Raw genomic sequence first — 20959 nt, 5'->3', positions numbered from 1 at the left:
TTCGAGGTCTCTCATGCATCCCGTCTGGCTTTCTCACTATCCGGCTGGTGTCTCTCCCTCGATTGACCCCGCGCTCCACCACTCCATTCTTGACTTGCTGGATGCCAGCGCTCGGGACTACCGGGACCAGCCGGCCTACACCTGCATGGGCAAAACCTTGACCTTCGGTGAGGTGGATCGCCTCGCTCGCCAGTTTGCCGCCTTTCTGCGGGGGGAATTGGGCCTGCAGCCTGGTGACCGCATCGCCTTGCAGATGCCCAACACGCTGCAGTATCCGGTGGCGCTTTATGGGGCCCTGCGGGCAGGGTTGGTGGTGGTCAATACCAACCCCCTCTATACCGTGCGGGAGATGGCCCATCAGTTCAACGACAGTGGCGCCAAGGCGCTCGTGGTCATGGCGAACTTTTGCCAGAATGTGCAGGAAGTCTTGCCCGAGACAGGCCTTCAGCACGTGATCGTGACGGAAATGGGCGACTTGCTGGGATTCCCCAAAGGGCCGATCGTCAATTTCGTGGTCCGGCACGTCAAGAAGCTGGTCCCCGCTTACACGTTGCCGCGGGCGATCTCGTTCAAGGAGGCCCTCTCGCGAGGAGCAGGGCGTCCGCTGCCGGAGAGCAGGCTGGGGCGCGAGGACATCGCCTTCTTGCAATACACCGGCGGGACGACCGGCGTGAGCAAGGGCGCTGTGCTGACCCACGGCAACATTCTGGCCAACGTGGCCCAGATTGCTGCGTGGATGTCGCCGCGGCTGGACCCCGGCCGAGAGGTGGTGGTCACCCCGCTGCCGCTCTACCACATCTTCTCTCTCACGGTGAATTGCCTGGCCTTCTCCACCTTCGGCGGGCACAACATCTTGATTCCCAATCCCCGCGATATGGCGGGTTTTCTGGCCGAGATGAAGCGCTACCCCTTCACGGTGATGACGGGCGTCAACACCCTGTTCAACGGCATCATGAACCACGCCGATTTCGACGCGGCCACCTTCCGGCACTTGAAGTTTGCCGTCGGGGGCGCGATGGCGGTTCAGCGCAGTGTGGCGGAGCGCTGGAAGTCGATGACTGGTTGTCCGATCGTCGAAGGATACGGCCTGACCGAGTCCTCGCCGGTGGTCACCTGCAATCCGGTCGGGGGCGGCGAGCAGATCGGCACGATCGGGCAACCGGTTCCGAACACCGAGATCAAACTGGTCGATGATGATGGAAACGAGGTGGCAGAAGGGGAATCGGGTGAGTTGTGCGTGCGCGGTCCGCAGGTGATGCAGGGGTATCACAACCGCCCGGACGAGACCGCCAAGGTGATCCGGGATGGCTGGCTGCACACCGGTGACGTGGCCGTGATGCAACCGGACGGCTTCTTTCGGATCGTGGACCGCAAGAAGGACATGATTCTTGTCTCCGGCTTCAACGTGTATCCCAACGAGGTGGAGGACGTGATCGCCAGCCACCCCAAGGTGCTCGAGGTGGCCGTGATCGGCGTGCCCCACGAGGCCAGTGGAGAAGCCGTCAAGGCCTTCGTGGTCAAACGCGATGGCTCATTGACGGCGGAAGACGTGATCGCCCACTGTCGTGACGGCTTGACCGGCTACAAGGTGCCGCGCACCGTGGAATTCCGCGACAGCCTGCCCAAGACCAACGTAGGCAAGATCCTCCGCCGCGAACTGCGGGAACCGGCCAAGGGGTGAGGCCCCCCGGCCCTGCTTGCAGCCTCACCGGGAGGGCAGGGTCGGGGCTCTGCCCAATCAGGCGTGCAGGGCGCGCCCCAAGGCGGCGAGGGCCGCTTCCTTGACCACCTCCGAGAGGGTCGGATGGCCATGGGTGGTGCGCGCCAGATCCTCCGCCGAGGCGCGGAATTCCATCAGCGCGACGGCCTCGGCCAGCAGTTCGGAGACATTGGCGCCGATCATGTGAACGCCCAAGATCTCGTCGCTTTCCGCGTGGGCAATCACCTTCACGAAGCCGCGCGGATCCCCGTGGCCCAGCGCTCGGCCGTTGGCCGCAAAGGGGAAACGCCCGGTGCGAATCGGAATTCCCGCTGCCGTGAGGTCCTGCTCGGTGCGGCCGACCCAGGCGATCTCGGGGCTGGTGTAGATGACCCAGGGCATCGCATCGTAATTGACGTGGCCCGCCTGGCCGGCAATCGTTTCGGCCACGGCCACGCCTTCGTCTTCGGCCTTGTGCGCCAGCATGGCGCCGCCCACCACATCCCCGACCGCCCACACGTTGGGCAGGTTGGTGCGCAGGTGCGCGTCCGTCCGGACGAAGCCCCGGTCATCAAGGGCCAGGCCGACGGCCTCCGCCCCGAGGCCGGACGTGTAAGGCACCCGCCCGATCGAGACGATCAGGCGATCGACCTCCAAGGTTTTGGGCGTGCCGGCGTCCACGTAGCGCACAATCACGCCGGAACCGCTGGCATCGACCTCGGCAATCTGCACACCGAGGGTCAGATTCAGACCTTGCTTGATGAATTCACGCTGAGCCTCCTTGGCGATCGCCTGATCCGCCGCCGCCAGGAAGGCGGGTGCGGCCTCCAGAATCGTCACGTGAGAGCCCAGGCGACGCCAGACGCTGCCCAGTTCCAGCCCGATCACGCCCGCTCCGATCACGCCGAGCCGGGCGGGCACGCTCGCGAACGAAAGCGCCCCCTCGTTGTCGACGACCTTGTCGCCGTCGAACGGTGCGATCGGCAGGGTGCGGGGCACGGAGCCGGTCGCCACGATCACGTGGGTCGCCAGCACTTCGGTGCCACCCGCATCGATCAGCCAGGCATCGGCTTCTCGGCGCACGAAGCGTCCCTTGCCGTGAATCCGCGTGACCTTGTTCTTCTTGAACAAGAATTCGATGCCGCCCGTCAGCTTATCGACCACGGCCTCCTTGCGGGCGAGCATTTTTTCGACGTTCAGCGTCACGCTGCCCTGCACCTCGATCCCGTGGTGGATCGCTTCGTGCTGCAACTGTTCGAAGCGTTCGGAACTATCCAGCAGCGCCTTGGAGGGGATGCAGCCCACATTCAGGCAGGTGCCACCGAGGCTTCCGCCCCCTTTGCGGGTCCAGGCATCCACACAGGCCGTCTTGAGGCCGAGCTGCGCCGCCCGGATGGCCGCCACATAACCGCCGGGGCCACCGCCAATCACCAGGACATCAAAGCGATCCATCGTCTCTACACCTCGAGCAGCATGCGGGCCGGGTCCTGCAGGGCATCACGCACCTTGACCAGGAACTGGACGGCGTCCGAACCGTCGATGATGCGGTGGTCGTAGGAGAGGGCCAGGTACATCACCGGGCGAATCACCACCTGGCCATTTTCCGCCACGGGCCGTTCAACGATGTTATGCATTCCGAGAATGGCGCTCTGCGGCGCATTCAGGATGGGAGTGCTCAGCATCGACCCAAAGATGCCGCCATTGGTGATGCTGAAGGTTCCGCCTTGCAGGTCATCCAGACTCAATTTGTTGGCGCGGGCACGCGTGCCGAACTCTGCAATCTGCTTCTCGATGTCCGCCAGGCTCATCCGCTCGGTATCCCGCAGGATCGGCACGACCAGGCCACGGTCGGTGGCCACGGCGATTCCGATGTCGAAGTAACCGTGGTAGATGATGTCCTTGCCTTCCACCGAGGCATTGATCACGGGATGGGCCTTGAGGGCCTCGGTCACCGCTTTGACGAAGAAGCTCATGAAGCCCAGCTTCACCCCGTGTTTCTTGGTGAAGGCATCCTGATACTTCTTGCGAAGGTCCATCACGGGCTGCATGTTGACTTCATTGAACGTGGTCAGCACCGCCGCCGTGTTCTGAACTTCCTTGAGCCGATCCGCAATGCGCTGCCGGATGCGGGTCATGGGGACGCGCTGCTCCGGTCGGCTCACCTTGCCACCCGTCGCCAGATGAGCCAGCAGGTCGCCCTTGGTCACACGTCCCGCCTTGCCAGAGGCGGCCACCCCGTTCAGGTCGACGCCCGACTCGGCCGCCAGTTTGCGCACGGCAGGTCCGTGGGCGGCGGCGGTGGCTGGCGCGGCCGCTGGGGCGGTCGGTGCGGCGGCCGTTGCTACGGCGGGAGTCGGCGCCTCCGCGGCCGCCGTTGCCGCCGCTGGAACTGGCGCGGGCGCGCTGGCCGCGGCGGGGTCCAGCGACAGGATGACCTCGCCGCTCTTGACCACGTCCCCCTCGGCCTTGAGCACGGCCGTGACGGCTCCAGCCTGCTGGGCGGTCACCTCCAGCACGACCTTGTCGGTCTCGATCTCGGCGAGCAGTTCATCGCGTTCCACGCGGTCGCCCACCTTTTTCTTGATGGAAACCAGGGTGCCTTCGCTGATCGATTCGGAGAAGGGAGGAACTTTGACTTCGATGGCCATGGGGGCTCCTTGGTGCGTTCAGGTGTGTCGATGGCGGGGCTGGGTCTCAGTCGGATTTCGCCCCACCGGGCAGGGTTTCAGGCGTTGGCGGTTTCCGGCGTCGGGACACGGGCACCGAACAGGGCTTGCTCGATCAGGGCCGCTTGCTGTTCGTTGTGCCGCGCCGTGCTGCCCACCGCCGGGGAGGCGGCACGCGGGCGTCCGGCGTACCGCAGGGTTTGCCCCGGGGCCAGGGCGGCCTCCAGTTCATCCCGAATGGTCCCCCAGGCGCCGTTGTTTTGCGGCTCTTCCTGCGCCCAGACGATCGTCTTGGCCCCAGCATAGGTGGCCAGTTCGGTGACAATCCGGCGGGACGGGAACGGATAGAGCTGCTCGATGCGCACCAGGGCCACGTCGGAGAGTTGATGCTTGGTGCGCGCCTCTGCCAGCTCGTGGTAGAGCTTTCCGCTGCACAGCACGACACGGCTGATGCTGGAGGGGGGCAAGTCGTCGCCGATGACTTCCTGGAAGCGGCCTTGCGCCAAGTCTTGCAGGGACGAGGCGGCCGACTTCATGCGCAGCATGCTCTTGGGGCTCATGATCACCAAGGGCTTGCGCAGCCCCCGCTTCACCTGACGGCGCAACAAGTGAAACATCTGAGCGGCCGTGCTGGGCACTGCCACTTGCAGGTTGTCGTCGGCACAGAGGCTCATATAGCGTTCCAGGCGAGCGGAGGAATGCTCCGGGCCTTGCCCTTCGTATCCGTGGGGCAACATCATCACCACCCCGCTCAGCCGCTGCCACTTGACCTCCCCGGCCGCGATGTACTGGTCGATGACCGCCTGAGCCCCGTTGGCGAAGTCGCCATACTGCGCTTCCCAGATGACCAGGGCGGACGGTTCGGTGGCGGCATAGCCGTATTCGAAGGCCAGCACGGCTTCCTCGGACAGGGTCGAATCGATCACGTCGACCCGCGCCTGCCCTTCAGCCAGGTGTGCCAAAGGCAGGTGCGCTTTCTCGGTGTAGTCCAGCCCGGCCCGCTGATCGTGCCAGATGGCGTGCCGGTGGAAGAAGGTGCCGCGCCCGCTGTCCTGACCGCTGATACGCACGGGGTGACCTTCCGTGAGCAGCGAGGCATAGGCCAGATTTTCGGCAAAGCCCCAATCGATGGCGAGTTCAGAGGCCAGCATGCGCTTCCGGTCTTCCAGGATGGCCTGAATGCGCTTGTGCAGTTGGAACCCCTCCGGGGGGGACGTCAGTTGGGTGCCCAGCGACAGCAGGCGGTCCAAAGCCACCCCGGTATCGGGCGAGGAGTGTACGTCAGCCGGGGCGGTGACGAAGGGAGCCCACGCCTTGGCGGCCTCGGAATGCAAGTCCGTCTCGACGGCCTCGATGGTGCGCGCCCCCAGGTCGAGCAGGTCGCGTGTTTCTTCGATGGCCTTCTGAGCAAAGTCTGCCGACACCACCCCGCCGGCCACCAACTTGTCAGCATATAGCTGGCGCGTTCCCGGATGGGCGTCGATGGTGTGGTACATCTGAGGCTGCGTGGCGCGCGGTTCGTCCGACTCGTTGTGGCCGTGGCGACGGAAGCACAGCAGGTCGACGAAGACGTCCTTGCCGAAAGCCTGACGGTACTCGAGCGCCAGGTTGACCGCAAAGAGGCAGGCGTCCGGGTCGTCCCCGTTGACGTGGAACGCCGGCGCATCGACCATCTTGCCAATGTCGGTGCAGTAACGGCTCGTGCGCGTATCCCGCGGGTCGCTCACGCTGAAACCCACCTGGTTGTTGACCACCAGGTGAAGCGTGCCACCGGTCTTGAAGCCCCGCAACTGGGACAGGTTCAGACACTCCGCCACGATGCCCTGGCCGATCACGGCGGCATCGCCGTGAATCAGGACCGGCAACACGGAGGCTCCGCTCGCATCCCGACGACGGTCCTGACGGGCCCGCACGCTGCCCTCGACCACGGCGTTGACCAGTTCCAGGTGCGACGGGTTGAAGGCGAGGGTCAGGTGCATCTTGCCGCCAGGAGTTTCGACGTCCGACGAGAAACCCATGTGATATTTTACGTCGCCGGCCAGATGCGCCGGGAGCGCCTTTTTACCCTCGAATTCGGCGAACAGGTCACTCGGCTTTTTGCCCAGCACGTTGATGAGCACGTTCAAGCGCCCCCGATGGGCCATCCCGATGACACATTCCCGCACTCCCGTGGCGCCGCCCCGCTGAATCAGCTGGTCGAGCATGGGAATGAGCGCCTCGCCGCCTTCCAAGGAGAAGCGCTTCTGGCCGACATACCGCTTGTGCAGGTAGCGCTCGAGGCCTTCTGCGGCGGTGAGTCGCATCAGCGCCCGCTGGCGCGTGGTGACATCCGGCAATTGCGTGCCGCCCCAGGCTTCAATTCGCTGCTGGAACCACGCGCGCTCGGTCTCCGGCAAGTGACTCAATTCGAAACCAATCGGACCGCAGTAGGTCGCCAGCAGCTGGTCCAGGACCGACTGCAGCGTCCCTCGGAAAGGACCGGCCGAATAGGGGGCCGCCAGATCTTCCTGCCCCAGACCGTGGTGGGCCGGCGACAGGGTCTCCACGGCTGCCGCTGGGAAGAGCGGGTTGATGGCCGCCTGCAAGTGCCCCTGGGTCCGGATGGCCTCGACCAGCGCGTCCCCGCGGGCGCCCTGGCGGTCCGTCGCAGGAGCAACCGCGATCACCGGCGAGGGCCCCATCGCAGCCAATTCGGCGAAGGCGGCCACGACGTCGCGGTGGGGAACGTCGGCCGCTCCGTTTCGCTGGCCATCGAAAAATTGCCGCCAGGCGTCAGGCACCGCGTTCGGGTCGGTCAGGTAATCTTCGTACAGCGCCTCGACATAGGCCGCATTGGAACCGTCGAGAATGGTGAGCAGGTCGGACATGGCGGTGTGGGACTCGAACGAGGTGAAAGTTGGGGTGGGCGGAGCGACAGGCCCCGGTCGGGACCATTTCGGCCTTTATAGCTTACGCTGCGTGAGCGGGATTGTCCAAGGGGCAGGCGGACGGGGTAGAATGGCGCGCCATGCCTCCCCAGGACCCATCGCCTTCGGGCATCCCAGCGCATCTCTCGACCCGGTTGGGAGAGCGGCGCGTGCAGGCCTTTCTCGATGCCGCCCACCAGGTGGGGCGGACTCACTTGCCTGGCACGGACCAGCCCGTGTTCGCCTTTATCCAGCGGGTGCTCGCTCGCTTGAGCCAGGCCGGGGAGGGACAGGGCTTGTTGTTCCCCAAACAGGATGGCCTGACCTATGCGCCGTTCTTCGATTATTGCGACGCCCAGGGGAACATCTGGGTTCTGCGCGAGGGCCCTTCACCCGGTGCAGTCCCGTTCCTTGCGCATTGGTTCAGGGAGGTCGATCTGGGTGACCCGGAGATGACTTACTTCGAACTGAATGACGGGGCCGAACGCGAGGTGGCCTTGGCCTTTCTCGAAGCCCTTCACCACGTGATGGCCAAGGTTTAGACTTGCCTGAGCGTTCGTCGCCCACGCCCGCACGAGGGTGAATTCTCCGCTGCATCCGGGCGGGGGCGAGGTGAACTCAGCTTGTCAGGTCAGCGTGCGCCGACGGCAGCCGATTCCCGGAAATAGGCCTTGGACTTCTCCGTGTCGGCAATCATGGCCTTTTCGCCGGGACGCCAGTTCGCCGGGCAGACCTCGCCGTGCGTCTCGAAGTGGGTCAGCGCTTCCACCATTCGCAGGGCCTCGTCGACCGAGCGGCCAAGCGGCAGGTTGTTGATGGTGATGTGCTGGATCACGCCGTCCTTGTCGATCAGGAACAAGCCACGGAACGCCACACCGCCCTTCTCCTCGAGCACCCCGTAATCACGGGAGATCGACTTGGTGAAATCCGCCACCAGCGGATAGGCCAAGCCTTCGATGCCACCTTCCTGGCGCTTGGTGTTGGTCCAGGCCAGGTGAGAAAAATGGGAGTCGGTCGAGATACCCAGTACTTCCGTGTTCCGCGCTTTGAAGTCGCCGATGCGGTCCGAGAAGGCCAGAATCTCAGTGGGGCAAACGAAGGTGAAGTCGAGCGGATAGAAGAGCAGGATCACGTTCTTGCCCCGATAGTCCGCGAGCGAGACCTGTTTGAACTGACCATCGACCACGGCTGTGGCGGTAAATTCCGGGGCAAGGTGCGTCGGTTGCAGCATGGTTCCTCCTGATCGTAAGTGGGGGTGAGCACCGGTTTGGCCGCGGTTTGGGCCCACGGCCTGAGCGCCTTACAACGACGGCGCGGAAAGGGGTTGGTCCGGGGTGACATGCACGTTCACCGCCAGCCACCGTTCGGCATCGATGGCCGCCATGCAGCCGGTTCCAGCTGCCGTGACGGCCTGACGGTAGATGGAATCCGCCACATCCCCTGCGGCGAAGACGCCTTCCACACTGGTGCGGGTCGTCCCGGGGAGGACCCGCACGTACCCGCTGGCGTCCAGGTCCAGTTGCCCTTCGAACAGGGTTGTAGCCGGCTTGTGGCCGATCGCCACGAACAGTCCCTGGACCGGCACTTCGCGGGTGAGGCCGGAGTGGACGTCTTTCACCCGCACCCCGGTCACCAGATCCTCGCCCAGCACTTCTTCCACGGTGCTGTTCCACAAGAACGAGATCTTGGGGTGGTTGAGCGCTCGCTGTTGCATGATCTTGCTGGCCCTGAGGGTGTCGCGACGATGGATCACCGTCACCTTGGCACACATCTGGGCCAGGTAGGTGGCTTCTTCCATGGCGGTGTCGCCACCCCCCACCACGGCGACTTCCTTGCCGCGGAAGAAAAAGCCGTCGCAGGTGGCGCAGGCCGACACGCCACGGCTTTGCAGGCGCGTTTCCGACTCCAACCCGAGCCATTGTGCACTGGCCCCGGTCGCCACGATCACGGTGTGCGCTTGGTAGCGCTCCCCCTTGCTGTCCCAGACCTGGAACGGGCGGCTTGTGAAGTCGACACGAGAGACCAGGTCCGGCACCAGTTGGGTGCCGAAGCGCGCGGCCTGATCACGAAACCGCTGCATCAGTTCAGGGCCCGTCATGGCGTCTGGAAAACCTGGATAGTTTTCCACATCGGTCGTGATCATCAGCTGGCCGCCCGGTTGAGGCCCCTCGAACATCAAGGGTTGCAAGTTCGCGCGCGCGGCATAAATGGCGGCCGTGTAACCGGCGGGACCGGCTCCGACGATGATGACATGGTGAATCATGCGGGTTTCTCCGATGGGGGAATGTCGGCGGCACGCGTGCCGCGCACGAAGACGGTGGCATTATGAATCTGGAACTCGGGGCCCAGGTCGACGGCCACGTGAACGAGCCCCGGGTCCAAATCGTGCACTTCGCCGCTCGATTCGTCCAGAAAATGGTGGTGGTGGGCCGTGTTGCTGTCGAACACCACCGCGCCGCGTTCGGGGATGCGCAGTTCCTTTAAAAGGCCCGCCTCGACGAATGCATTGAGTGTGTTGTAGACCGTCGCCAGGCTGATCTTGGGGAAGTTTTGGTCCACCCAGGCTTTGACTTCCTCGGCGGTGGGATGATTGGCCTCGCACAGCACATACCGGCCGATCACGATGCGTTGCGCCGTGGGCTGTACCCCGCGTTCGCGCAGCACCGCCTCGATTTGCTGAGGAGACAGGCAGGACGCTTTTTCAGGCATGTTTTTAGAATAGTTCTAGGGTTTGATCGTGTCAATCAAACGGGCGGCCCCTTCGCTCGCGGGAGCGGCTGACCCCATCGGGGCGTTGCCGCTTCCGTTTTCGGGGCGAGGCAGGCACTCGCGGGAGCGCTTGCCTCAGGGGCGGAGCAAGGCCTGAAAACGATGTCGGAATTTGGCCACTTTCGGGCTTACCACCGCCTGGCAGTAGGGCTGTGCCGGGTTTCTCGCCAGGTAGTTCTGATGGTAGGCTTCCGCCGGCCAGAAGCGCGTGAGAGCCTGGATTTGCGTGACGATCGGCGCGTCGAAGATCTGGTCGGCCTCCAACCGGCGCACGACCTGTTCAGCGACCGCCCGCTGCGCGTCGTCGTGGACCAGCACCACCGAGCGGTACTGGCTGCCGACGTCGGCCCCCTGACGGTCCGGCGTGGTGGGGTCGTGGGTGGCGAAAAACACCTGGAGCAGGGTGTCGTAGCTGATGATGGCCGGATCGTATCGCACCTGCACCACCTCGGCGTGGCCGGTCCGGCCCTGGCAGACGGCCTCATAACTTGGTTCGGGCTCAGTCCCGCCGGCGTAGCCGGACTGCACCGACTCGACCCCCGTCAACTGGAGAAAGATAGCCTCGGTACACCAGAAGCAACCACCTCCGAAAGTGGCCAGCGCTTGTCCCGGATTCATGGTCAACCTCCCCGGATCCCCGTCGGCATTGTAGGGGCAGGTGGCCCGCGTCTGTCAAAAGACGGCAAACTGTGTTTATGATCACACAGGCAGGGTATGGTCCAGGTGAGAACCATCGTGGTGTGAAGGGGTTGTGTTCAATGAAGCAAGTGGTCTTGAGCCTCGCCGTGTTATCGGTCGCGGCTGCCTGTACGACCCAGCTGCCCACGGGGCCGTCCGCCACGTTTGCGCTTCAGGACGACGCCGCGGCGCTGCGCCCGGATGCTCCCGGGGCGGAGACGCTCGGGGGGCGCCTGCATTTCAACTTGTTGGCCACGGAGGGCCCAGGCAACCTGATCGTGCGCTACAAAAAGACCCCAGCCGTGGCGGGGGCACGGTCCCTGGCCGACCAGCATATGGTGGCCATCCGTTCCAGCGACCGGCGCCAAGCCATTGTGGACCTGCTGGACGATCCCAACGTGGAGATGGTGGAGCCGGACGCCCCCGTGCGCGCGCTCTTCATCCCGAACGACCCCCGATACACCCAGCAGTGGGGCGTCATCAAGATGGCCGCGCCGGCCGCCTGGGACGTGACCTTGGGACAAGGCGGGCCTCTCGTGGCCGTGATCGACACCGGCATTCTAGCCACTCATCCGGATCTGGCGGGCCAAATCGCCGGGGGAAAGGACTTCGTCAACAAGGATGACGATCCGACCGATGACAATGGTCACGGCACCCACGTGGCAGGCATCGTGGCCGCGATTGGGAACAACGGCGTCGGCATCAGCGGGGTGGCTCCCAAGGCCCGCTTGTTGTCGGTGAAGGTGCTCTCGGCCTCGGGGGCGGGTTCCAATGCGGGCGTGATCGAAGGCATCAACTACGCCGTTGCCCAGGGCGCCAAGGTCATCAACCTGAGCCTCGGGTCGGGTTTCAAATCGTTGGCCATGGAATCCGCCGTCAAGGCCGCGCAGGCGGCCGGATGTCTGGTGGTGGCCGCTGCTGGGAACGATGGCGTCAGCACGACGTCTTATCCGGCAGGCTTCGCCGGGGTGGTCTCCGTCGGCTCCACCACTTCGGCTGATACGCGATCATCCTTCTCCAACTTCGGCTCTTGGGTCACGGTGGCCGCCCCCGGTAGCTCGATTCAGTCGACCTACAAGGCAGGCTACGCCTTCCTGAGCGGCACCAGCATGGCGGCGCCGCACGTGGCGGGCCTGGCCGCCCTGTTGATGGCCGCGAAGCCCGCCTGGTCGGTTCAGACGGTCAAGCAGGCCATCGAAACCACGGGCGATCCCACCTCCGGCTTCACCCCCTCGCTGCGGCGCATCAACGCGGCCAAAGCCCTGGCATTCGTGCCCCCGGCGGCCCCCACGGCTTCGCCGACGGCCAAGCCTACCGCGTCGCCTTCGGTGGCCCCTACGCCGACGCCCGCGCCGAGCGCGGCACCATCAACTGGGCCGACACCCACGCCCCGACGGAGCACGGCCCCCTCGGTCACTCCGACCTCGACGCCCAAGCCCAGTCTGGCTCCGTCCGCGCCCCCTACGCCGAAGCCCAGCACGGCACCGTCAGCGGCGCCGACCCCGACCCCCAGGCCTGTGCCCACTCCGACGCCGCGTCCGTCCGCAAAACCGGTTGAGCCGCTGTCCGTCCAGTTGCGCGCAGTCCTGACCAACAATGGCACGATGACGGTCCTGTGGACCTCCAGTCAGGCCAGCGTGGGGGTGCTGGAGGCGGGGCCGGCACCCGACCGGTTCACCATTCGGCTCGAGGACCCGCGGGCTCGCTTCGTTCACCAGCGGGCCATCGTGGACCTGCAACCCCAGTCGACCGTTTATATCCGGGTGACCAACCGCCTGCCGTCCGGCGAGACCGCCGTCTCGCCCGTGGCCAAGGTCTCGATCAGGTAGGCGGCCGCTCCGGGGCCCGCGTGGCGGAACGCTCAGACCGAGGCTGCCTGCGTCTGAGCGTTCGTGAACGCGGGGGTGGCACCGCTACCCTGTCCGCTGCGTGTCCCTGGCGCGAATGAGCGCCCCCGGCGGAGCGATTCAGATGCGCGACTCGTCGTTCCAGATGCCGACGGTGCGGGCGAAAAAGCCGGCTGCGGCCAAGCCCGCGCCGACCAGCGGCAACACGGGCGACAGCGCAGCGCCACCCAATAGCAAGGCGCCGCCCGCCACCATCGCGGCATCCGAGCCGATTCGAACGTAGTTGTCCCAGTTGCGGGTGTTCTTCTCATGCTTGAGGCTCTTGATGTCCTTGTAGCCGTTGAAGGCGCCCATCCCGATGTCAAAGACGCCGACGCCTTGAAGCGGCAGGGCGCGAATCAGGCCCGCCAGGAACGCGGGGAGCGGCACGATCTGGCCCACGTTGGTCAGGCCGTAAGTGATACTCTGGAAGATGTCGCTGCCGAAGGCGGCGTCTGCATTTCGCTTTTTGATGCTCTTGCTGGGGCTCACCAGGCCGGACGACGCTTCGGCGGGCCGCGCAACGGCCGGTGTGGAAGCGGTGGTCTGGCCCTGCGGCAGGGGGCTCGCGGGGAGCGTGAGGGGACGACGCGACGGGAGGGTGGAGTGAATAGGCATCGATGAAACTCCTTCAGGACTGCGTGTTAAGATTGGTTATAGGCATGTTTAATAAAAGCTTGCGTCCATGAGCCATTGGCCCCACCTTCAGCGTCTTGCTGCTGCGTACGAATTGAACCTGAATGAGGCGGAACTGAGCCAGTTTTCGCTGTTTCATCGGTTGCTGATCGCGGCCAATGAACGCGTGAATCTGACCCGCATCGTGGAGGCCGATGAGGCTGCCGTGAAGCATTACCTCGACAGCTTGCTGTTTCTCAAGGGGCTGCCGCCCGAGGGGCGCGAGGGTGCCCAGCGAGTGGTTGATATCGGCGCCGGCGCCGGCTTGCCCGGGATCCCGCTGGCGATCGTTCGACCGGACTGGCACATCACGCTGGTGGATGCCGTGCGCAAGAAGGTCGACTTCATGAACACGGCGATCGCCGAACTGGGACTCTCCAATGCGGTCGCGCTGCACGGTCGCAGTGAGACATTGGCGGCGGGGCCGCCGCATCGCGATAGCTATGATCTCGCCCTGGCGCGTGCCGTGGCCGGCTTGCCGGAATTGCTGGAACTGACCTTGCCGTTCCTGCGCTCCGGCGGTCGCCTGGTGGTGTCCAAGGGCAGCAAGGGACCGGAGGAACTGGCTGGGGCCAGCAAGGCCTTGAGCCGTTTGCGCGGACGCGTACTGGCTGCAGAGACCTTCGACCTGCCTGCGGAGGCCGGTCAGCGCCACCTGTATGTGATCGAGAAACATGGCGCCACCCCTGCCGGATTCCCGAGAAAGGCCGGCACTCCCCATCGGCAGCCTCTGGTTTGATTCCAGAAAATTGTGCCTCCCTGGTTAGGATTCAGATCCGACGGGTATGAAGTGGGTGTGGAAAAGGGTTTGTAACCCAGCAGGGACGGCGTTCTGAGGCTTTGCGTCCGCTGTTTCGCGGGTCAGCTTCGCACACGCATCAGTCGGTGTCACTCGGACATCGCCTTGGTGGGAGATGGGTCTGATGAAGAATTTTACCGTTGTACAGGAACATTTCCGGAAACTGCGTTGCGCCCACTGCCAGCATTCGTTCACGCCCGAGGGGGTGAAACTTCTCCGGGAAGAGAAGGATTACTGGGTGGTTCGGGTGCATTGCACCGCTTGCCAGCAACCGGCGGGCGTTGCCATCGTCGGAGTCGAGTATGAGGCGGGGGAAGCGACCGCCCCCGAACGCGTGGAGCGGGAACCCGTGGGTGCTGGGGCTGGGGCGTCGCTTGCACAGCGGATTCGGGGGGTCTTCAGTTCCCGGCGCGAGGAAGAGAAATTCTCCTCGATGACGCCCATCTCGAGCGACGACGTGCTGGATGCCCACGACTTCTTCTCGCGGCTGGGCAGCGATTGGATGCGGCATCTGCCGCCGGGCCGAGGGCTCTGAACGAGGCCCTTTGGCGACACACCTCCGTTCCTCCGGGCCCACGCGTGCGTGGGCCTTTTTGCTGCCATGATGCCCATCTGACATGGCTCGGGGGCGACGAATCCTGTGTATGCGCGGCGCTGGCCGGGTACGATAAAGGCAGCGAGCCCTTTTTGAGCGGGTTACGACCATGGATGCGCCCTCCCCGTCGCGTGAGCCGGTGCTCGATCTGGTCATCGTGGTACCGAGCTTCAATCAGCGCAGTCGATTGGCCGCCTGTCTGGATTCTGTGGCCGAGGAACTGCGCCGCACAGACCTCGTCGCCTGCACGGTGGTGGTGGACAACGCCTCGTGGGACGGCAGCGCGGAACTGGTGGCGCGCGCTTATCCCGCCGTCAGCTTGCTCGAGAATGAGGTCAATCAGGGGTTTTCTGTCGCCTGCAACCAGGGGGGACGCCTCCATCCGGCCCGCTATGTGCTGGTGCTGAACAACGACGCGCAACTGGAGGCCGGCAGCCTGCAAGCCCTGGTCGAGATGGCGGACACCCGCCCGCGTCTGGCTGCCGTCACGGGACGCCTGCTGGCGCCCGATCGTCGGGAACGCTTCCCGGTGTCGCACGTCTGGCAGCGCTGGTTACCGCCCCCTCGCCGACCGGTGACGCTCTCGTGGGTGCCCGGCACCGCGACCTTGTTCCGACGAGAGGCCTTGGATGCCGTGGGCTGGTTCGATGAGGACTTTTTTTTCTATCACGAAGACCTGGACCTGAGCTGGCGTTTGCGGCGCGCGGGGTGGGAACTCTGGTACACCCCCGCGGCTCGCATCCGCCATCACGAGGGGGGCAGCAGCGCCCTGATCCGTGATCGGCTGGTCGTGGAGGCTTATCGCGGTGCCATGTTGCTGGCCGGGAAGCACCACGGTCGAATGGGATACCTGGTCACGCGGGCGCTGTTGCGATTCGACGTGAGGATGCGGCTGGCCGCCCTGCGTCTGCGGCGGCGATGGTGCGAGCCCAACCAGGCCATGGCGGCTCGCTTGCTCGTTCTGGAGGCGGCCCGCGAGGTCTTGCGGCTGGGGCTGGCCCCCCGTCACCCCGTGGGCGTGGCGGCCAGCCCGGAAGCGTGATGGCCCCCACGATGGGGCGCTGGACCGGCCACACCTTCCAACGCCGGTGTTCCGCCGCCTACACGCGTTGCAGCACCAGCAGCTGGACCGGCTTGCGACCGGTTCGCTCGCTGAAGAAGCGAGCCAGCGCGTCACTGATCTGTTTCTCCAGGCGCTCCTGATTCCATTCTCCACGACCCTTTAACTCGTCCACGAGTTCCACGACGCGACGCTTGCCCTCGTCGAGCAGCCACTGAGCCTCCTCGTTTCCTTCCAGAAAGCCGCGGGTCACCATGTCGGGACCGGCACACAAGGTGCCCTGGTCGTCGAGGGCCAGGACCGTCGTGACCATCCCATCCCGCGCCAGGCGCTGGCGTTCGCGCAGCAGGCTCTGGCCCACGTCGAGACCGGCCCGGCCGTCCACCAGGGTAGGGCTGGCCGGCACGCGGTCCACCACCCGACATTCCGCGGTTCCCACTTCCAGCACGTCGCCGTTGCGCAGAATCGCCACGCGAGTCTCCGGCACGCCCAGCGCGCGGGCCAGTTCGGCGTGTCGAATCAGGTGCCGCAGCTCGCCATGCATCGGCACGAAGAAGCGCGGTCGGGTCAGCGCGAGCATCAGCTTGAGTTCCTCCTCGCTGGCGTGACCGGACACGTGGGTGCCCAGGCGCTGGCTCTCGGAGACCACCTGGATGCCTCGTTCGAAGAACATGTTCACCAGGCGACTCACGCTGCGCTCGTTACCCGGGATCGGAATCGCTGAGATCACCACCGTGTCACCCGCCTCCAGCCGCACGCCGCGGTGCTCGCCGGCCGCCAGGCGCGACAGTCCCGCCAGCGGTTCTCCCTGCGAGCCGGTCGTGAGCACCAAGGCCTGCTCGCGCGGCAGCGCCATCATCGCGTCCGGCTCCACCACCAGACCCGCCTCCCAGCGCAGGTAACCAAGCGCCCGCGCGCGTTCGCAGACATTCACCATGGAGCGGCCGACCAGCGCCACCTTGCGGCCCTGACGCGCGGCCGCGTCCATGACCTGCTGCACGCGGTGAATGTTGCTCGCGAAGGTGGTGACCACCAGCCGTCCGGTGGCCTTGGCAAAGACCGCGTCGAGCGCGGGCCCGACCGCTGCCTCGGAAGGCGTGAAGCCGGGGCGCAACACGTTGGTGGAGTCGCTCAAGAGCAGCAGCAAGCCTTCCTCGCCGAGCTGACTCAACCCGTGGTAATCCGCCCGCTGGCCGTCGATCGGGGTGGCGTCGAACTTGAAGTCTCCGCTGTAGAGAACCGTCCCGACCGGCGTCTTGACGCTGATGGCCACGGAATCTGGAATCGAATGGGGCACCCGCAGAAATTCCACCGTCAGGCTGCCCAGCGTGACGGGGTCACGCACGTCCATGCGCAACAGCGGAATGCGCCCGAGCAGGCCGTGTTCCTGCAGTTTGCCTTCGATCAGGCTGCGGGTCAGCGGCGTGGCATACACCGGCACCGGCACCCGGTCCAGCAAGTAAGGCAGGCCGCCAATGTGGTCCTCATGCCCGTGGCTGATGAAGACCGCACGCACGCGCTCGGCATTCGCCTCCAGGTAGCGATAGTCCGGCAACACGTAATCCACGCCGTGCATGTCATCGCTGGGGAAGGCAAAGCCGCAGTCGAGCACCACGATGTCGTCGCCTGCGCGCAGGCACCACATGTTCTTGCCAATCTCTCCCAGACCGCCGAGTGGTACCAGATGCAGGGTGCCGGGGGCTGGTGCGACGGTTTGGCCGGTCGGGGCGTCGCTCACCGCGCCAGCGCCTCGGGGGCGCGCAGGCCGGCCAGGGTCTCATCGATCGCCTGTTGCGCCCGCTCATCGCAGGCCAGCAAGGGCAGGCGCACGCCGCCGACCGGAAAACCCAGTTGCGCCAGCGCGTACTTGGTCGGGGCCGGCGAGGGGGCGCAGAAGAGCGTCTTGCCGATCGGATAGGTCCGTTCGTGCAGGCGCCGGGCTTCGGCCAGGTCGCCGCGTTGCCAGGCGTCCAGCAGGGCCTTCAGGTCGCGCGCGACCACGTGGGCCGAGACGCTGATCACCCCGTGTGCGCCGATCGCCAGATAGGGCAGGGTCAGCGGGTCGTCGCCGCTCCAGATCACGAAATCGGGGCCAGTGGCCAGGCGGTAGGCCGTCACGAGGTCCAGGTTGCCGGAGGAATCCTTGACGCCCACCACATGGGGCAACTGGGCCAGCGCCGCCATGGTGGCAGGCTCGATCGAGACGCCGGTGCGGCCCGGGTGGTTGTACAAGATCACCGGCAGCGCGGTCGCCTCGGCGACGGCCGTGAAGTGCGCGCGCAGCCCTGCCTGGTCCGGTTTGTTGTAATAGGGATTCACCACCAGCAGGCCATCACAGCCCGCGGCCGCGGCGGCTACCGAGAGCGCGCAGGCCACCCTCGTGTCGTTCGTGCCGGTGCCCGCGATGACCGTGCCACGGCCCGCCACGGCTTTCACCACGGTATGGAACAGGGCCACCTTCTCGTCGTCGGACAGCGTCGGGCTTTCGCCGGTGGTGCCACTCACCACCACCCCGTCGCAGCCCTCCGCAATCAGGCGCAAGGCCAGCTCGCCGGCGCGGTGGTGGTCCACCTGGCCCGCTTCGTCGAAGGGCGTCACCATGGCCGTGAGCAGCCGACCGAGCGCGTGCGTCTTCATGGTGGGGATTCTCCTTCCGAGGGTCAGGCGTGGGTGGGGCTGGCCAGCAGGCCACGGGCCACCAGGGCTTCCGCAATCTGGACCGCATTCAGGGCGGCTCCCTTGCGCAGGTTGTCCGAGACCAGCCAGAGGTTCAGCCCGCACGGATGGGAGACGTCCTCCCGGATGCGGCCGACGTAGGTGTCGTCGGTGCCGGCCAGTTCGCGCGGGCGCGGATACTGGTGCGTGGCGGGGTCGTCCATCACCGTGATGCCGGCCGTCCGCGCAAGCAGCTCCCGCGCGGCGCTGGGGGAGACGGGCGAGGCGAATTCGAGGTTGACGCTCTCGCTGTGGCAGATCATGACCGGCACGCGCACGGCGGTCGCCGTGACGCGCAGGTCCGGGTCTTCGAGGATCTTGCGGCTTTCGTTCGTGACCTTCAGTTCTTCCTTGGTGTAGCCGTTGGCGGTGAAGGCGTCGATGGCGGGGACCAGGTTGAAGGCAATCGGGTAGCGAATGTGCTGCGGCACGGCCTCACCGCCCGCCAGCAGCGTGGCGGTCTGGTCCCGTAACTCGTCCATGGCTTCCTTGCCCGCTCCGGAGACCGACTGATAGGTCGACACGACCACGCGCACCAGCGGCGCGAGCTGCCGAAGCGCGTTCAGCACCACCACCAGCGGCGCGGTCGAGCAGTTCGGATTGGCGATGATGCCGCGGTGACCATCAAGGGCGTGGGCGTTGACCTCAGGCACCACCAGCGGCACGTCAGCGCGCATGCGGAAGGCACTGGTGTTGTCGATCACCACGCAGCCGGCCGCCACGGCCGCCGGCGCCAGCGCTTCCGAGACATCTCCTCCGGCCGAACTGAGCAGGATGTCGATGCCACGAAAGGCTTCGGGCGTGGCTTCCTGGACGGTCCAGCTGTGGCCTTCGTGGGTCACCACCTGCCCCGCCGAGCGGGCGGAGGCCAGCAACGTCAGCTTGCTGAGTGGGAACTGCCGGGCCATCAGGGTTTTGAGCATTTCCTGGCCGACCGCGCCGGTGGCGCCGAGAATCCCAACGTGAAATCCGGACATGAATGGAAACCTCACAACAGGTGCTCGAGCCCGTGAACGAGGCCCGTGCGGTCAAGGATGCGGCGGATCCCGAGCAAGACGCCTGGCATGTAGCAGGCGCGTGAAAAGGCGTCGTGGCGGATGGTCAGCAGCTGGCCCTCGCCGCCGAAGAGCACCTCTTGATGGGCCAGCAGACCTGGCAGGCGCACGCTGTGGAGGCGCACCCCGCCTGCCTCACCCCCACGCGCGCCGGGGAGCAGCTCCTCACCCGCCACGCTGGGCGCCTCGAAGGCTTCCCGCTGCGCGCGCATGGCCTCGACGGTTTTGAGGGCGGTGCCCGATGGGGCATCGCGCTTGCGGTCGTGGTGCAACTCGACGATCTCGGCGTGCGCGAAATGACGCGCTGCTTCGGCGGCAAAGCGCATCATCAGCAGGGCGCCCAGGGCAAAGTTCGGGGCCACCAGCACGCCGAGTCCGCGCGTCTGGGCGGCCGTGCCCAGCCAGGTCAGCTGGGCTTCGGTCAAACCGGTCGTGCCGATCACGGGGCGCACATCGGCCGCCAGCGCCGCTTCCGCCACGGCAAAGGTGGTGTCGGGGCGGGTGAAGTCGACCAGCACGTCCGGCCGCGTCTCGGCCAGCGCCTGAGCGAGGTCGTCCCGCAGGACCAGCCCCAGCGGCGGGAGTCCGGCCACCAGACCAGCGTCCTGGCCCGCGTGGCGCGGGGCGATCGCCGCCACCAGCTGCATATCGGCCGCAGCCGTCACGGCCCGGACGACCTCCCGTCCCATCTGGCCGGCGGCGCCCGCCAGCGCCACACGTATGGGCGCGCTCACGCCCGCAACCCCGAGGAACCCCAGCCCTCGCTGCGACCCGTCTCGGCGACGGCCGAAACAGCCTCGAAGGTGGGGTGGGTGTAGCGTTCGATGCAGAGCTGGGCCACGCGGTCGCCCGGCGCGATGGCGAAGGGGTCGGCTCCGAGGTTGTAGAGCAGCACCTTGAGCGGGTGCCGGAACCCCTGGTCAATCAGGCCCGCGCCCACCTCGATGCCATACTTGAGGCTGAGGCCTGAGCGAGAATGCAGACGAGCCCGGAAGCCCTCCGGCAATTCCAGCACCAGACCCGTTTCGACCAGGGCGCGACCACCGGGCGGAATCACGCAGGGCACGCACGCCGAAACGTCCGCCGCCACATCGCCCGGTTGTGAAACACGGGGCAAGACGGCCTGCGGGTGCGTGAGCTGGATGCGAAGGTGAAGGGTGTCCATGGGCTGAAACCCGCCAGGAGGCGGCCTATCAGTATAACATAACCCAGCCGCCGAATGAGCGGCGCTTCCCTGATGCCGGCTGGCCGGAGGTGCGTCGGATCGCGGCCCTTCGCTAAGCGTCGAAGAGGTGCAGACCGAAGCGTTCCGAGAGCGCGCGGCAGACTGCGATGCCACGGACCGAGTTGCCGCGGGAGTCCAGCCGCGGCGAGAACACGGCGAGCCCCCAGCGACCCGGCACCACGGCGATGATGCCGCCGCCGACGCCGCTCTTGGCGGGGAGACCCACGCGAT

At 66.0% G+C, this 20959-nt stretch carries 20 protein-coding genes; 6 read left to right on the top strand and 14 right to left on the bottom strand.

The window, feature by feature from the left end:
• Nucleotides 1-13 precede the first annotated feature (13 nt).
• Complete coding sequence (locus VKP62_11225; protein ID MEB3197764.1) at nucleotides 14-1681, top strand: AMP-binding protein; 1668 nt, start codon at nucleotides 14-16, stop codon at nucleotides 1679-1681.
• Between the two features lie 57 nt (nucleotides 1682-1738).
• Here the strand turns inward: VKP62_11225 and lpdA are convergent, their stop codons facing one another.
• The 3 genes from lpdA to VKP62_11210 all read right to left on the bottom strand — a co-directional run bounded on the left by lpdA (nucleotide 1739) and on the right by VKP62_11210 (nucleotide 7232).
• Nucleotides 1739-3151: a dihydrolipoyl dehydrogenase gene (lpdA, locus tag VKP62_11220; protein ID MEB3197763.1), complete on the bottom strand. Its 1413-nt coding sequence runs from the start codon at nucleotides 3149-3151 to the stop codon at nucleotides 1739-1741.
• Between the two features lie 5 nt (nucleotides 3152-3156).
• A complete protein-coding gene (odhB, locus tag VKP62_11215; protein ID MEB3197762.1) occupies nucleotides 3157-4347 on the bottom strand; it encodes a 2-oxoglutarate dehydrogenase complex dihydrolipoyllysine-residue succinyltransferase in 1191 nt (396 codons plus the stop codon).
• A 77-nt stretch (nucleotides 4348-4424) separates the two neighbouring features.
• Nucleotides 4425-7232 (bottom strand): 2-oxoglutarate dehydrogenase E1 component, encoded by a 2808-nt coding sequence (locus VKP62_11210; GenBank protein ID MEB3197761.1) that lies wholly within the window; start codon nucleotides 7230-7232, stop codon nucleotides 4425-4427.
• 209 nt (nucleotides 7233-7441) lie between these two features.
• Here VKP62_11210 and VKP62_11205 point away from each other — a divergent pair, with 209 nt between their 5' ends.
• Complete coding sequence (locus VKP62_11205; protein ID MEB3197760.1) at nucleotides 7442-7813, top strand: hypothetical protein; 372 nt, start codon at nucleotides 7442-7444, stop codon at nucleotides 7811-7813.
• Nucleotides 7814-7902: 89 nt separating this feature from the next.
• On the opposite strand, the gene VKP62_11200 is transcribed toward VKP62_11205, so the two are convergent.
• From VKP62_11200 to msrA, 4 genes are all read right to left on the bottom strand, one after another.
• Complete coding sequence (locus VKP62_11200) at nucleotides 7903-8502, bottom strand: peroxiredoxin (GenBank protein ID MEB3197759.1); 600 nt, start codon at nucleotides 8500-8502, stop codon at nucleotides 7903-7905.
• A gap of 69 nt (nucleotides 8503-8571) precedes the next feature.
• Entirely contained in the window at nucleotides 8572-9534 is a 963-nt protein-coding gene (gene trxB, locus VKP62_11195) for a thioredoxin-disulfide reductase (GenBank protein ID MEB3197758.1), read from the bottom strand.
• Nucleotides 9531-9980: a Fur family transcriptional regulator gene (locus VKP62_11190; protein ID MEB3197757.1), complete on the bottom strand. Its 450-nt coding sequence runs from the start codon at nucleotides 9978-9980 to the stop codon at nucleotides 9531-9533. Before VKP62_11190 ends, trxB begins: the two co-directional genes overlap by 4 nt.
• 135 nt (nucleotides 9981-10115) lie before the next feature.
• Nucleotides 10116-10658 carry a peptide-methionine (S)-S-oxide reductase MsrA gene (gene msrA / locus VKP62_11185; GenBank protein ID MEB3197756.1) on the bottom strand — a complete coding sequence of 181 codons (543 nt, stop codon included), beginning with the start codon at nucleotides 10656-10658 and terminating at the stop codon, nucleotides 10116-10118.
• A 140-nt stretch (nucleotides 10659-10798) separates the two neighbouring features.
• Here msrA and VKP62_11180 point away from each other — a divergent pair, with 140 nt between their 5' ends.
• Nucleotides 10799-12547, top strand: a complete 1749-nt coding sequence (locus VKP62_11180; GenBank protein ID MEB3197755.1) for a S8 family serine peptidase — start codon at nucleotides 10799-10801, stop codon at nucleotides 12545-12547.
• 138 nt (nucleotides 12548-12685) lie between these two features.
• Here the strand turns inward: VKP62_11180 and VKP62_11175 are convergent, their stop codons facing one another.
• Nucleotides 12686-13222, bottom strand: a complete 537-nt coding sequence (locus VKP62_11175) for a hypothetical protein (protein ID MEB3197754.1) — start codon at nucleotides 13220-13222, stop codon at nucleotides 12686-12688.
• A 67-nt stretch (nucleotides 13223-13289) separates the two neighbouring features.
• On the opposite strand from VKP62_11175, the gene rsmG reads away from it, so the two are divergent.
• The 3 genes from rsmG (at nucleotide 13290) to VKP62_11160 (ending at nucleotide 15715) form a co-directional block, all read left to right on the top strand.
• Entirely contained in the window at nucleotides 13290-14018 is a 729-nt protein-coding gene (gene rsmG / locus VKP62_11170; GenBank protein MEB3197753.1) for a 16S rRNA (guanine(527)-N(7))-methyltransferase RsmG, read from the top strand.
• Nucleotides 14019-14202: 184 nt separating this feature from the next.
• Nucleotides 14203-14613 carry a hypothetical protein gene (locus VKP62_11165; protein MEB3197752.1) on the top strand — a complete coding sequence of 137 codons (411 nt, stop codon included), beginning with the start codon at nucleotides 14203-14205 and terminating at the stop codon, nucleotides 14611-14613.
• Between the two features lie 169 nt (nucleotides 14614-14782).
• Nucleotides 14783-15715: a glycosyltransferase family 2 protein gene (locus VKP62_11160; GenBank protein MEB3197751.1), complete on the top strand. Its 933-nt coding sequence runs from the start codon at nucleotides 14783-14785 to the stop codon at nucleotides 15713-15715.
• A gap of 58 nt (nucleotides 15716-15773) precedes the next feature.
• On the opposite strand, the gene VKP62_11155 is transcribed toward VKP62_11160, so the two are convergent.
• The 6 genes from VKP62_11155 to VKP62_11130 form a co-directional block, all read right to left on the bottom strand.
• A complete protein-coding gene (locus VKP62_11155; GenBank protein MEB3197750.1) occupies nucleotides 15774-17471 on the bottom strand; it encodes a ribonuclease J in 1698 nt (565 codons plus the stop codon).
• Nucleotides 17468-18370, bottom strand: a complete 903-nt coding sequence (dapA, locus tag VKP62_11150; protein ID MEB3197749.1) for a 4-hydroxy-tetrahydrodipicolinate synthase — start codon at nucleotides 18368-18370, stop codon at nucleotides 17468-17470. The genes VKP62_11155 and dapA overlap by 4 nt, the downstream gene beginning before the upstream one ends.
• Before the next feature lie 23 nt (nucleotides 18371-18393).
• On the bottom strand, nucleotides 18394-19425 hold the full coding sequence (locus VKP62_11145; GenBank protein ID MEB3197748.1) for an aspartate-semialdehyde dehydrogenase: 1032 nt from the start codon (nucleotides 19423-19425) through the stop codon (nucleotides 18394-18396).
• Nucleotides 19426-19436: 11 nt separating this feature from the next.
• Entirely contained in the window at nucleotides 19437-20237 is an 801-nt protein-coding gene (gene dapB, locus VKP62_11140; protein MEB3197747.1) for a 4-hydroxy-tetrahydrodipicolinate reductase, read from the bottom strand.
• Entirely contained in the window at nucleotides 20234-20668 is a 435-nt protein-coding gene (dut, locus tag VKP62_11135; protein ID MEB3197746.1) for a dUTP diphosphatase, read from the bottom strand. Before dut ends, dapB begins: the two co-directional genes overlap by 4 nt.
• A 112-nt stretch (nucleotides 20669-20780) precedes the next feature.
• A complete protein-coding gene (locus tag VKP62_11130) occupies nucleotides 20781-20954 on the bottom strand; it encodes a glutaminase (GenBank protein MEB3197745.1) in 174 nt (57 codons plus the stop codon).
• Nucleotides 20955-20959: the final 5 nt, after the last annotated feature.

The sequence above is a fragment of the Candidatus Sericytochromatia bacterium genome (genome assembly GCA_035285325.1).
GTDB lineage: Bacteria > Cyanobacteriota > Sericytochromatia > S15B-MN24 > JAQBPE01 > JAYKJB01.
The sequence above is the reverse complement of the archived record's forward strand: the minus strand, read 5'-3'. Positions and strand labels throughout refer to the sequence as shown.